The organism is Nesterenkonia salmonea (assembly GCF_005771525.1).
Classification (GTDB): Bacteria; Actinomycetota; Actinomycetes; order Actinomycetales; family Micrococcaceae; genus Nesterenkonia; species Nesterenkonia salmonea.
Map to the genome: position 1 here is coordinate 37303 of NZ_VAVZ01000014.1, position 12837 is coordinate 50139.

The window sequence follows — 12837 nt, forward strand, 5'->3', positions numbered from 1 at the left end:
ACATGCTAGCTGGGCAGCGGCCCGCTGGCTGAGCACCCGGTGCCCAATTCGAGGATGCGAACGACCTGCTCATCGGCCGTGGTGTTCTCCCCCAGCCGGTTCGGTTTGCCTCGGGTGCCGTGATAATCGGAAGACCCCGTCACAATGAGGTCGTGCCGGTCGGCGAGGTCCAGCAAGAGTTGGCGTCCCTGCTGCGGATTGTCCCGGTGGTACACCTCCACACCGCACATTCCCGCCTCCACGAGCTCTTCCAACTCTTCAAGTGTCAATGTGCCTCCGCGGGCCCCGGCCATGGCATGGGCGATGATCGGCACCCCGCCGGCGTCCCGAATGCGTTGGACGACCTCCGCAGGGTGGGGGTTGTCCTGATCCACGAAGTACTTGGTCCTGCGGTGCAGGTACTTCGCAAAAGCCTCACTGCGGTCCGAGACCACACCCACGGACACCAGAGCGTCAGCCAGATGCGGGCGCCCAATGGACGTTCCAGGTTGAACGTGTTCGAGTACGACATCCCACGTGATCGGGAAATCTTCCGCCAAACTATCACAGATCCGCTTGGCCCGCTCCACCCGACCCCCGCGGGCCGCAGCGTTGATCTCCAACATTCCAGGATGTTCAGGGTCATGAAGATAGCTGAGCATATGAACGCTGACATGCGCCGTCTTGGAAGTGACCTCCATACCGGGAATGAAGCCGATCCCGTGCGCGGCCGCTGACCTGCGCGCCTCATCCCACCCAGCGTTGGAATCGTGGTCGGTCAGCGCCAGGCCGGTCACCTCGGCGCGGGCAGCTTCGGCCACCACATGAGCAGGAGACTCGGTGCCGTCGGACACCGTGGAATGCGTGTGCAGGTCAAAGCTCATCCGTTTACTGTAACCAGCTCACCTCCGATATCACCGAGAATCGAGGGCACCTAGACTGAAACCCATGACTTCTGAACAACACACCTCCGAAGACTCCCAACAGCTCAAAGACCGAGTCAACAATCGTTCACAGCGCCCACAATCCGCGGCGTTCAAGCAGTTCATGGCCTCGCACTGGGCCGATTCCGAGGCGAGCACGCACTCAGCTGACGCTGTCGCCGAGTACTCCCCGGGGCGGCGTCGTGCTGTGTCTGAGCGGTTCTCCGGCGAGCGAGTGGTGGTGCCGGCCGGGCCGTTGAAAGTGCGGTCCAACGACACCGACTACCGTTTCCGTCCGCACTCTGCCTTCGCGCATCTGACCGGGCTGGGCGTCGACCATGAGCCCAACGCGGTCCTGGTGTTCGAACCGGTGGAGCCCGGAACAGGTGACGACGGCGGTGACCATGAGATCACCCTGTACTTCAAGCCCATGGCCGGGCGTGACACCGAAGAGTTCTATTCGGACTCACGCCACGGCGAGTTCTGGATTGGGCCGCGGCCAGGCCTGGAGGAGTTCCAGCAGCGGCTCGGAATCCGCACCAAGGACTTGGGTGAGCTCGAGCCGGCCGTGACCAAGAACGCCGGTGCCGTGGAGATCGGCGGAACTCGGATCCGGCTGCTCCGCGAGGTGGACCTGAACGTGGAAGCACTTGTGGACACCTCCCGAGTCAACACCGGGGTGGACCTGGAGGCTTCTGATGCACTCGATGCTGAGCTGACGGAGTTCTGCTCCGAGCTTCGCCTGGTCAAGGACGACTGGGAGATCCAGCAGATGCGGCACTCGGTGGAGTCGACCATCGCCGGGTTCGAAGATGTGGTCCGCGCCCTCCCCCGCGCAGTGGGCCATGACCGCGGTGAGCGGATCGTTGAAGGTGCATTCTTTGCCCGTGCCCGGCTGGAAGGCAATGACCTCGGCTACGACACCATCGCAGCCTCAGGCAACAACGCCACCATCCTGCATTGGATCCGCAACCACGACCGGATCGAGCCGGGCGAGCTGCTGCTGCTGGATGCCGGAGTGGAGGCTGATTCGCTGTACACCGCGGACCTGACCCGCACCATTCCGGTCTCCGGGACGTTCACCCCGGTGCAGCGGAAGGTCTACGAGGCAGTTCTGGCCGCCGCTGATGCAGGATTTGAGGTGGTGAAGCCCGGGATCCGGTTCCGGGACATCCACCAGGCCGCGGTGACCGTGCTTGCGGAGCACTTGGACGCCTGGGGGCTGCTTCCCGTGCCGCTTGAGGAGGCGCTCTCGCCTGAGGGGCAGCACCACCGGCGGTGGATGCCCCATGGAACCAGCCACCACTTGGGGTTAGATGTTCATGACTGCGCCCAGGCCAAGCGGGACCTTTACCTGGACGGCATCCTGGAGCCGGGCATGGTGTTCACCATTGAGCCGGGACTGTACTTCAAGAACGAGGACCTCGCGGTGCCGGAGGAGTACCGCGGCATTGGCATCCGGATTGAGGATGATGTGCTGGTCACCGAGGACGGCGCTGAGAACCTGTCAACGTCACTCCCCCGCACCCCGGACGCCGTGGAAGCGTGGATCGCTCGCCTGCAGAGCTGAGCTGGCCCGCTACGGCCGCCTGGCACACCGGGTGGGACTTGCTGAGACCAATCCCAGAAGTCCTACCGCAATGCCCGCTAGCTGTGGGTGTTGTCCTGATGGGGCGCGGTCGTTTGCTCCGGCTCGTCCTGAGCTGATTTGTCGGGCGAACCCTCACTGTCGGGCTTGTCAACATCCGATAACCGGACACCGTAGCGTGGCTTGCCGCCTGGTTCTTGCCACTCCTGAGTGGCGCGGGTCCGCTCATCATGATCCGCCGTGGCTGAGGCGCCCTGTGATGCGGCGTTCTCCGAAGGCGCCGGCGTGACCTGTTGATTCTCAGGGTGGACCTGGCCGCCGTCTTGCTGGGGGCGGCGTGCCTGATAGTGGTCCTGCGCCTGCGGCTGGCTGTGGGTCTGGTTCTGCGCCTGCGGCTGGTGCTGAGCCGGCTGGCTCTGGTGTCCCTGAGGCGGGTTCTGCTGAAACTGCCGCTGGGCGGGCCCGGCTGAGGCTGGAGCCGGCCCTGCGGGGGGCTGCCCGGTGGGGTCATTCATCGCGTTGAGGCTGGTCACTCCTGCTCCGGGGACCAGCTGGCGTGCCTTCACCGCCACCTGGAAATCGCACACCACGTCATAGGTGGTCGCGGTCAGCTGGGAGGCGGAGACGAACCCGCGGGTACCACGCCGGGCGGCAAAGCTCACCACCCCGATGATCATCCAGATTGCCATACCCATCAGCACGGCCATGCCGAGGTTCAGCAGTGGCGCCTCTGGGGTGAACAGCATGAGCAGCAAACCCATGAACGCGCCGAAAAGGGCGCCCTGCAACGCACCAGTGCCGGCCACCCGTGGATAGCTCAGCCGGCCGCGAACCTTCTCCACGGACCGCAGATCATTGCCGACGATCGTCAGCATCTTGACGTCAAAGTCTTCATCCGCGGCCAGGTGGTCCACGACCTTCTGTGCGTCCTCGTAGGTGCGGTAGCGGCCGAGCAGTTCGCCTCGTGGCAGTGCGCCGGTGTGCAGGGGAAGAGTTGCCATAGATCCTATTGTGCCCCCAACTACACTGGTGACGTGTCCGAATCAGCTGCTGCCGAACGAGTCCGACGCCGACTCGACGAAGTCCTTGACCCTGAACTTCGGGTGCCCATTACCCAGATCGGCATGGTCGGGGCGGTGGAAGTCACCGACACCGGAACCGCCGAGATCACCGTGAAACTCACCACCGAAGCCTGTCCTATGCGCAGCCGGATTGTTGAAGATGTCAGCTCAGCCGCGGTGCGCGCAGAGGGGATCCGGACAGCTCAGGTGCGGCTTGACGTCATGACGCCCCAGGAGCGGGCCGACCTCAAAGAGCAGCTGCGTGATGGCCACGGCGCCAAAGTCAACAGGTTCGCCCAGCCTGATTCACTCACCAAGGTCTACGCTGTGGCCTCCGGCAAGGGCGGTGTCGGCAAGTCCACCGTGACGGTGAACCTGGCCTGCGCACTTGCCGCTCGGGGTCTGAAAGTGGGGATCGTCGACGCAGATGTACACGGGTTCTCCATCCCCGGACTGATGGGCATCACCGATAAACCCACCCGTATTGATGAAATGATCCTTCCTCCGGTGGCCTACGAGGTGAAGACCATCTCCATCGGGATGTTCATCGACGGCAACCAGGCGGTGGCCTGGCGTGGCCCGATGCTGCATCGAGCAGTGGAGCAGTTCCTCACAGATGTGCACTTCGGTGACCTCGATGTTCTGCTCCTAGACCTCCCCCCAGGCACCGGTGATATTGCCATCTCTGTGGCACAGCTTCTGCCCGGTGCGGAACTGCTTGTGGTGACCACACCGCAGAACGCCGCAGCGGAGGTCGCCGAACGCGCCGGAGCGTTGAGCACACAGACCGAGCAGCGGGTTGCCGGAGTAGTCGAAAATATGGGACCGATGACTCTGCCTGATGGCACGGTGCTCGACCTCTTCGGTTCCGGCGGCGGGCAACTCGTCGCAGACCGGCTCAGTGCGCAGTTGGAGAGCGAGGTGCCGCTATTGGGTTCCGTCCCTCTGGACACCGCCCTTCGGCAGGCCGGGGACGACGGCGCCCCAGCGGTGATCTCCGCTCCGGACTCTCCCTCCGCACAAGCTCTGCAGGGCATCGCTGACCGCCTCGCGAGCCGCTCACGCGGCATTACCGGACGTCAACTGCCCCTGAACGTGGCGTGAACCGTTAGGATTGTCCCGCACATCACATCACCACCTTGGAGGAATTCACGATGACGTGGAGCAGTCAAGCATTTAAGTTCACCGCCGCAGCTTCCGCAGCGGCCCTGTTTCTGACAGCGTGCAATGGCGACGATGACACCGCTAACGGAGCCGATACTGACGCCGAGGCCGGGGAGGCGGTCGACGAGTCAGCAGTTGGAGATATGGATGCCGAGTTCCTCACCATCGCAACCGGTGGATCCTCAGGTGTCTACTACCAAATCGGTGCGACCATGACCGATATTCTGGCCGATGAGCTCGACTCTGACACCTCAGTCCAGGCCTCCGGTGCTTCGGCGGAGAACATCAATATGCTCACCGACGGTGACGCTGAACTCGCTTTCACCATGGGGGATGCCACCGTTCAGGCTATGGAGGGAACCGGCCCATTCGAAGATGATGCCCGCGATAACCTCATGGCCATCGCCACCCTCTACCCGAACACCGTCCAACTGGTGGCCCTGGCCGACTCCGGTATTGAATCCGTTGAGGATCTGGAAGGTCAGAACGTCGCCGTAGGTGATGTGGGCTCCGGCGTGGAGCTCAACGCGCAGATGATCCTCGGCGCCTATGACATGGACTATGACGACATCAGTGAGGACTACCTCTCCTACGCAGAGGCCACAGATCAGATGGCCAACGGTCATATCCAAGCAGCGTTCGTCACCTCAGGTCTCCCCAACCCCACCCTGGTGGAGCTGGGAACCAGCACAGACTTCGTGGTGATCCCCATCGACGGTGAGGGTCGCGACAACTTGCTCGATGAGTACGAGTTCTTCGCCGAAGACGTGATCCCTGGTGGCACTTACGTTGACGATGAGGACGTAGAGACCGTAGGCGTGACGAACCACCTCATGGTTTCCTCCGAGTTGTCAGAGGACGCCGTCTATGACATCACCGCCGCACTGTTCGACAACTTGGACCGCATCCACAGCTCCCACGCCGCGGCCGAGCAGATCACCCTCGACACCATTGACGAAGGAATCGTTGTGCCACTGCACCCCGGTGCAGCCCGGTACTTCGATGAGCAGGACTCCTAGGTGACGTGGACGGTTCGAAGCCTCTAGCAGGCTCACCGTGGCGGCGACTGATCTCTCTGGGTTCAGCCGCCGCCACGGTTGCCGTTGGAGGCACTGTCGGATGCGCCGACCCAGATCAGGGGCATCAGGCAGTCATCTCTCACCAACGCACCGATGAGGTGTTGGCTGAGACTCCTGTCACTAACGGGACAGTGATCTCCCAGAGCTGGATTCACTCCATTGAACAGTCACCCTGGACAGACACGTACCGGACGGTGATTGAGCCGGACGACGACGCTCACCTGTTGTTGGAATCCACAGAATTCTCTGAGTACGGAGCAGGGATGCCCCTGGATGAAGGGGACGTCAGCTTCGATGACGGGGTCATTCGCATCCAGAACATCGACCGCGAGTTTGAGTCACTGACGTGGTTCCACTCACACAACGCAGATTTTGAATTCACCATCGACGGCGAGGTCACGATCTCCGCTGACGACCTTCCGGACCGCGAGCCACTACAGCTGAGGATTGAGACCCAGTGATGACCACCAAGCGAAGTAATGAAACCCAAGGGGACGTCGTCGAACTTTCCCCTGGTGAGTCCGATGCCCGCGATGTGCTGCAGGATGAGGCCGCTGAGGCCGTTGCCAAATATGACGCCGAGTCAAGGGTACGCACCACCGATTGGAAGCCGCTTGCTTATCTGATCTCAGCGGTCGCGGTCTTCACTGCTCTCTACCACTTGTGGACTGCCTACGCGGGGCCGCCGGCGACCATGGTGCACCGCTCCATCCACGTATCAGCCATGCTGTTCCTGACATTCATGATCTACCCACCGTTCAGGAAAGCGCAGAACTGGTGGCGTATCCCGGATGCCGCCCTGGCCCTGCTGGCACTCGTCCCCACGGTCTACCTGATCGTCAACTACGAAAACATCGTCCTCCAAGCAGGCCGGTTCTCTACTACCGATGTGCTGGTCGGCGCACTGCTCGTAGTTCTGGTACTGGAAGCTGCGCGGCGCGTCACCGGCTGGGCGCTGCCGATCCTGGCTGTGCTGTTCATCCTCTTCGGTGTCTACGGCCGCGACCTGCCTGGGCTCTTCCGCCACCGCGGGTACGATCTGGACACCCTGTTCTACAACTTCTACGCCACCACCGAGGGTGTCTTCTCCACCGCTATCGGTGTCTCAGCGACCTATATCTTCCTGTTCATCCTGTTCGGCGCTTTTCTGGCCAAATCAGGCATGAGTCAGCTGTTCAACGACCTGGCTCTGGCGATCGCCGGCCAAACGCGTGGCGGTCCAGCGAAGGTAGCGACCGTAGCGTCAGGGTTCATGGGCTCAATCAATGGTGCCGCTATCGCCAACGTGGTCTCCACCGGTGCGTTCACCATTCCGCTGATGAAAAAGATCGGTTACACGCGCACCTTTGCCGGGGCTGTGGAATCCACCGCAAGTGTGGGTGGGCAGATCCTTCCACCGATCATGGGTGCGGCGGCCTTCATTATGGCCGAGACCATCGGCGTTCCCTACACCACGGTGGCCCTGGCTGCGATCGTCCCCGCGCTGCTGTACTACCTCAGCCTGATTGCGCAGATTCATCTGCGGGCCACACGTATGGGGCTCAAGGGCATTTCCAAGGAGAACCTCCCGGATATTCTCCAGGTGTTGAAGGAGCGGGGGCATATGCTCCTGCCGCTGGTCTTCCTTGTCTACATGCTGTTCTTCACCGGCTACACGATCCTGTACTCAGCGCTGTTTACCATCCTGGTCACTGTGGGAATCTCCATGATCCGCAAGACCACCAGGATGGGCCCTGTGGACATTATTCAAGCGTTGGATCAGGGCACCCGCTCAGCAATCTCCGTTGCGGTCGCCTGCGCGTCTGTGGGTGTTGTGGTCGGCGTCGTCACCATTACCGGTTTCGGAGTCATTCTGGCCAGCGCTATTGTGGACCTCTCGGGCGGCGTCCTGTTCTGGACTCTTGTGATGTCCATGTTCGCCTGCCTGGTGCTCGGTATGGGCCTGCCCTCCATCCCTGCATACATTGTCACCGCAACTATGGCCGCACCTGCTCTGGTGGAACTCGGGGTAGAACCACTTGTTGCACACCTGTTCGTGTTCTACTTTGGCCTCTTCGCGAACATCACTCCCCCAGTGGCTCTGGCTTCCTTCGCGGCTGCGGGCATATCTGGAGGCCGACCCATGCGCACAGGGGTCGCTTCTATGAAGCTGGCCGCCGCCGGGTACGTGATTCCCTTCATCTTTGTGTACAACCCTGATCTGTTGCTGCGCGATGTCGACTTTGTCACCGGTGTCCAAGTCGTCGGATCGGCCGTTTTGGCCATTCTTCTGCTGGCCACCGCTCTTGAAGGACATTTCATGGTAGATATGTCCTGGTACTTGCGTCCGGTGATCGCCGTCGGTGCGGTGATGATGCTCTCGGCAGATCTGACCTATGATCTGATTGGCATCGGACTGGTGGCAGCGGTCTTGGCCATTCAGCTGATTCGGGCCAAGTCCCAGGACCGGCTCCACTTCAAGTCGATCTAGAGCACATACCGCTGCCCAGGTGGCGGAAAAGCGGCTGGAGCGTCAGAGTGAGGCCTTCGGGGTAGGCATGGGGAAAGGAAGCTGATTGGCGGAGCTGACGTGGATATCCCTAGCGATTCTTGCCCTGGTGTTCGCCACCTCGGGTATCCAGCGGGTTACCGGATCCGGCTTCGGTCTCATCCTCTCGCCCTTCGTGGTGCTGCTCATCGGAGCTCACGAGGGTGTGATGCTGGCGAACTTCCTGTCCATTTTTGCGCCGATCTTCATCATGTGGCGGACCTGGCGGCTCATCGAGTGGAAGCGGCTGGCCTGGATCCTGATTCCCGCCCTGGCGGTCATGCCTCCGGCCGCCTGGGTCTCTGTCAACGCCCATGAGGGTGTGCTGTATGTGGCAGTCGGCTCACTGGTCATCTTCGGGATTCTGGTCTCTTTTGTGGTGCACCGCATTCGGTTGAGTATCGACGGGCCCTTCACTCGCGCAGCCACAGGTGCAGCGGTGGGGGCAGGTACAGTTCTGGCCGCAGTGGGAGCACCGGCTACAGCCATCTACACCGTGGTTTCACGGTGGTCGATCCCCGCCATGATCGCCACAGTGCAGCCGCTGTGGATGATCGTCTCCATCGTCTCCTTCGGCACCAAATGGGCGATCGACGACGGTCAGCTCCCCGGCCTACCGTGGTGGGCGTGGCTTGGATCTGTGATCGCGATCATTGGTGGAATGTACGCCGGGGAGTGGGTGCAGCGGCATATGAACGACGCCGCAATGCGACGTGCCGTCAGCGCTGTTGCCCTCTTGGGCGGCGTCCTGGCCCTGTCCATGGGGATTCGGGTCCTGGTCTGAGGCCTCAGCCTTATGTGGCGTCAGCGTCGAATGGCGCCGGATCCCCCTGCCCAGTTTTGGCATCCACGGCATCTGAAGGCTCCTGCGCAGTGTGTGCACCTGCCGCGGCAGCTCCGGCAACTCCTGCGGCCAGGGCACCCTTGCCGCCGGAGTTGCCTCCTCCGAACAGTTCCAAAGGATCCACGGGCTTAGCACTGCTGCGGGCACCCGAACGCTGACTCTGAAGAGGTCTCTTCGCGGGACCGCTCAGCGAAACATCGTCGAGCTCGTCAGCCAAAGCATCGCGGATTATTCGGCGAGGGTCGTACTGCCGGGGGTCGTATTTCTGCCAATCGACATCGTCGAAATCTGCTCCTGTTTCTTCTTTGAAACGGACCTTCGCATCATCGGCCCACAGACGCGCCTTCTTCACCCAACGGGCCAATGATTGTGCATACTGGGGAAGTCTCTCGGGACCCAGAAGTACCAGGGCCAGCACGATGAGGATGAAGATCTCGTAGATGTTGAAGCCAGGCACAGCTCAACTTTACCGTGATGATTTCTCTAGGAAGCGCTATTCAGCGTCAAACCAGGTGAGCATCTCATCGAAGCCGCGCTCCAGCCTGTCTGCCGGACCGGGCGCCGAATGTGACAGGTGAACGCGGGATCTGTCGGTGACCATCACCCAGGAGGCTACTTCTGCAGCGGATTCGGCAGGCAGGCTGGTCGTGACGACGTACTGGACATGGGGTGTTTCGATCGCCGCCGTCCAGACGTCTGAATCATCGGAGAGAAAGACCGTGGCTTCATGTCCGGTATCCAGTGCAATCACCTCGGCGCTGACTCGAGTCACGTCCACCAGACTGTCGAGCTTCTCGCGCAGCGGGTGAAGCTCTGCCTCCGCGACTTCAGCCCGGGTCTCTGCGACATTGATGAAATCCACACCATCGGAGAGTCGCGCTTGGATAGTCCGCTCGCTGTTGGCGGAGCTGGTTTCCACGAAATCATGACTGAACCCAGCACGGTCCAGAAAAGGCAGGGCCCATCCGAGCGACTTCAGGTCGCTGAGTCTCTCGACGGGAATCTCTTTGACCGTCGCGCTTTCCAATGCGCCTGGAAGGATCCCAGCAGCCTCACCAATGACGTAGTCCTCCTCCACCGCTACAGGGGGCTGCAGAGCTGATACTGAAGTGGCTTCATTCTCACCAGAGGTAATGGCGGGGCTCTGACGGGGTTCCGGCGGCAGGAGCTCATGGACAGACGACGTCGTAGGTGCTGCCCGTCCACCAATCACCCAAGCAGCGGCTACTATCACACAGGCCACAATCGCCAGCGAAGTCACAACCACCGCGACCACCCAGCCCACGGAGAAGTGAGAGGGTGCGCGTGTTGGGCGCACAGCGCTTAGGGGCATCCGAGACATCGCCCATAGTGTGCCGAGGTTTTCTGTGAATAAGCTTATTTTTTTCTGAGAATGTTGGCTCACCTGGGGGTTCGTTGCAGCACTATATGCTTCACATATGAGTACGCCGGAAAAGAACAAGTACGCCAGTTGGGCCTACGCCGAGGAACATTCCGGACAGGACAGCCTGCTGGAGCAGGCCCGCCACCGGAGCGCCGATGTGGGCACGGAACCTATCTCTGATGGGACGGCGGCAGCGCTGACGACCTTTGCTGCTGCATGTGGTGCCCGGAACATCGTGGGCATCGGCCTAGGAGCTGGTCTGGCCGGAGCCGCCCTCATGCGTGGAGCCACTTCAGACGCTGTGCTCACCGGAATCGACGCTGATGTTGACTCTGTAGGCGCGACGCGACAGCTGCTTCGGAGCATCGGTGTGCAGTCCTCACGGACGAGGCTGATCTCCGGCAAGGCCGCTGAGGTGCTCCCTCGGCTGACACCACGGGGCTATGACTTGGTGTTCATCGATGCAGCGGGCGAATCAGCAGCCGACTACGTGCAGCACGGATTACGCCTACTCCACTCTGGGGGAACGCTCATCCTCAATGACGCTCTTGACGCAGACCGAGTGCCCAAACCCGCTGTGAGAGAGACCTCGACTCAGGCCATGCGACGGGTGGAGGCGATGCTACGGGAAGACGACAATGTGGTGAGCGCCCTGTTCAGCACAGGTACTGGCCTACTTGTTGCGGTCAAGCGCTGAACTACTCCCCGACGGCTCGGATCAGGCACTGCTTGAGCGACTCAGCTTCTTCCTTGTTGATTTCGAGCACCAGGCGACCGCCACCATCAATCGGCACACGCATAATCAAGCTACGCCCTTCCTGAGAGACCTCCATCGGACCGTCACCTGTACGCGGTTTCATTGCAGCCATCTGGATTTTCCTCTTTCCGTCGTCGTGCCCGTCAGTTCTTACTCCCCTATTATCTCTCACTCAGGGGTGATGTCACGACGTTCGCCCGAATCCGATCCACTGTGCGGGGCTTCAGATTGACGTAACTGCTGGGCGAGCGCGTCGAGGAGCTGGTCCACCTGGTCCATGCGGTAGCCGCGCACAGCGGTGTCGAACTCCACCTGTTCAAGGTCATTGGCGCTCACTCGACGCTCAGAGCGTTGGTCCAGAAGCGCCTGGAGGGATTGCTGGGCACCTGCCGGAGGCTCTTCGTCGGGAGCCGCGGCTCCCTCCCACTTTCCAACGAGCAGCACCACGATGACGCTCAGAACTATGACAGCAATGACATAGAGCCACATCACGATTGTCTGTTTCCCGTCTGATCGCTCGCTGTACCTTGGGCCGACTGCCGGCCCAGACGACTCCCAGCCTAGTCGGAGAGCCCGGTCTGCTGGGCTTCGGCGTCCTGCTCCTCCTGGATCGGCGTTTCGTCCAGCGGCGGCGGATCGGACAGGTCGGGCTGGAAGATGAGGATAAAGATCCCGAAGAGCACCACATAGACCGCGAAGATCCGGAACTTTGCCTTGTACAGCAGGGTCAGCACCATCCACAGGGCAAGGGCTCCCACCACGGCGGCCACAATGAACGCTGCCCAGTACGCCTCGGCCCCGATGCTGAAGCCACCCTGATGCCCGACCAAGCTGCGGGACTGGACTGCGGTGGCGGAGATGATCGTCGGAATCGCGACGAAGAAGCTGAACTGGGCGGCGATTCTTCGGTGCATGCCGAGTGCTAGGGCGGCGGCGATGGTGATCCCGGACCGTGATATTCCTGGGAAGAGGGCCAGGGCTTGGGCAAGACCGATCACGACGGCGACCGCGATGGTCATTTGCGCGGCACCGCGCCAGGTGTAGGTGACGCTGTCGGTCCACCACAAAATGCCCGCGGTGATGAACAAGAAGACCGCCACGATCCATGGTGTCGCGAAAACCTCAGCTCCGTATTCGCGGATGACCAGTCCGAGCACCCCGGTGATACCTACGACGATCACGCCCAGCAGCATCATTTTCAGGTGAATCATGTGCCGCAGGGTCCTGCGCCGCCACACCCAACCCACCTCACGAACGGTGCCGGAGAGCAGTTTGATCAGCGGCCGCCACATCACCACCACGACCGAGACCATTGTGCCGAGATGCACCACGAGGTTGAAGAAGATCATTTCCGGCGTGTCGGGAGCCGGGATCATAGACCCGGTGTCCATCAGCCAGTGTTCTGCAATCACCAGGTGTGATGATGAGCTCACCGGAATGAACATGAATAGGCCCTGGATCGCGCCCAGGAGTACGGCTTCCCACAACGTCACAGACGAATCCTTACTCTTACGGGTCGATGCGCTGCAAA

14 protein-coding genes are annotated in these 12837 nt (G+C 61.4%); 7 read left to right on the forward strand and 7 right to left on the reverse strand.

The window, feature by feature from the left end; translation table 11 throughout:
* Positions 1-5 precede the first annotated feature (5 nt).
* Positions 6-863, reverse strand: a complete 858-nt coding sequence (locus tag FEF26_RS06550) for a PHP domain-containing protein (RefSeq protein WP_138252741.1) — start codon at positions 861-863, stop codon at positions 6-8.
* A 64-nt stretch (positions 864-927) separates the two neighbouring features.
* On the opposite strand from FEF26_RS06550, the gene FEF26_RS06555 reads away from it, so the two are divergent.
* On the forward strand, positions 928-2472 hold the full coding sequence (locus FEF26_RS06555) for an aminopeptidase P family protein (RefSeq protein WP_138252742.1): 1545 nt from the start codon (positions 928-930) through the stop codon (positions 2470-2472).
* 77 nt (positions 2473-2549) lie between these two features.
* On the opposite strand, the gene FEF26_RS06560 is transcribed toward FEF26_RS06555, so the two are convergent.
* Complete coding sequence (locus FEF26_RS06560; RefSeq protein ID WP_138252743.1) at positions 2550-3491, reverse strand: YflT domain-containing protein; 942 nt, start codon at positions 3489-3491, stop codon at positions 2550-2552.
* A 33-nt stretch (positions 3492-3524) separates the two neighbouring features.
* Between FEF26_RS06560 and FEF26_RS06565 the strand changes: the two genes are divergently transcribed.
* From FEF26_RS06565 to FEF26_RS06585, 5 genes are all read left to right on the forward strand, one after another.
* Positions 3525-4655 carry an Mrp/NBP35 family ATP-binding protein gene (locus FEF26_RS06565; protein WP_243730456.1) on the forward strand — a complete coding sequence of 377 codons (1131 nt, stop codon included), beginning with the start codon at positions 3525-3527 and terminating at the stop codon, positions 4653-4655.
* 50 nt (positions 4656-4705) lie between these two features.
* Positions 4706-5734 carry a TAXI family TRAP transporter solute-binding subunit gene (locus FEF26_RS06570; protein WP_138252744.1) on the forward strand — a complete coding sequence of 343 codons (1029 nt, stop codon included), beginning with the start codon at positions 4706-4708 and terminating at the stop codon, positions 5732-5734.
* 5 nt (positions 5735-5739) lie between these two features.
* Positions 5740-6255, forward strand: coding sequence for a DUF1850 domain-containing protein (locus FEF26_RS06575; RefSeq protein WP_138252745.1), 516 nt, complete (start codon positions 5740-5742; stop codon positions 6253-6255).
* Complete coding sequence (locus tag FEF26_RS06580) at positions 6255-8264, forward strand: TRAP transporter permease (RefSeq protein ID WP_138252746.1); 2010 nt, start codon at positions 6255-6257, stop codon at positions 8262-8264. The genes FEF26_RS06575 and FEF26_RS06580 overlap by 1 nt, the downstream gene beginning before the upstream one ends.
* Positions 8265-8349: 85 nt before the next feature.
* Positions 8350-9105: a sulfite exporter TauE/SafE family protein gene (locus FEF26_RS06585; RefSeq protein WP_138252747.1), complete on the forward strand. Its 756-nt coding sequence runs from the start codon at positions 8350-8352 to the stop codon at positions 9103-9105.
* Between the two features lie 10 nt (positions 9106-9115).
* On the opposite strand, the gene FEF26_RS06590 is transcribed toward FEF26_RS06585, so the two are convergent.
* Positions 9116-9622, reverse strand: coding sequence for a twin-arginine translocase TatA/TatE family subunit (locus tag FEF26_RS06590; protein ID WP_208012856.1), 507 nt, complete (start codon positions 9620-9622; stop codon positions 9116-9118).
* A 36-nt stretch (positions 9623-9658) separates the two neighbouring features.
* Positions 9659-10507 carry a hypothetical protein gene (locus FEF26_RS06595; protein WP_138252748.1) on the reverse strand — a complete coding sequence of 283 codons (849 nt, stop codon included), beginning with the start codon at positions 10505-10507 and terminating at the stop codon, positions 9659-9661.
* Positions 10508-10604: 97 nt separating this feature from the next.
* Between FEF26_RS06595 and FEF26_RS06600 the strand changes: the two genes are divergently transcribed.
* Complete coding sequence (locus FEF26_RS06600; protein ID WP_138252749.1) at positions 10605-11246, forward strand: O-methyltransferase; 642 nt, start codon at positions 10605-10607, stop codon at positions 11244-11246.
* Position 11247: 1 nt separating this feature from the next.
* Here FEF26_RS06600 and FEF26_RS06605 read toward each other — a convergent pair whose 3' ends face one another.
* The 3 genes from FEF26_RS06605 to FEF26_RS06615 form a co-directional block, all read right to left on the reverse strand.
* Positions 11248-11418, reverse strand: coding sequence for a DUF3117 domain-containing protein (locus FEF26_RS06605; RefSeq protein WP_138252750.1), 171 nt, complete (start codon positions 11416-11418; stop codon positions 11248-11250).
* Between the two features lie 56 nt (positions 11419-11474).
* Positions 11475-11795 carry a DivIVA domain-containing protein gene (locus tag FEF26_RS06610; protein ID WP_243730457.1) on the reverse strand — a complete coding sequence of 107 codons (321 nt, stop codon included), beginning with the start codon at positions 11793-11795 and terminating at the stop codon, positions 11475-11477.
* Between the two features lie 71 nt (positions 11796-11866).
* Positions 11867-12799: an undecaprenyl-diphosphate phosphatase gene (locus FEF26_RS06615; protein ID WP_138252752.1), complete on the reverse strand. Its 933-nt coding sequence runs from the start codon at positions 12797-12799 to the stop codon at positions 11867-11869.
* Between the last annotated feature and the right edge of the window lie 38 nt (positions 12800-12837).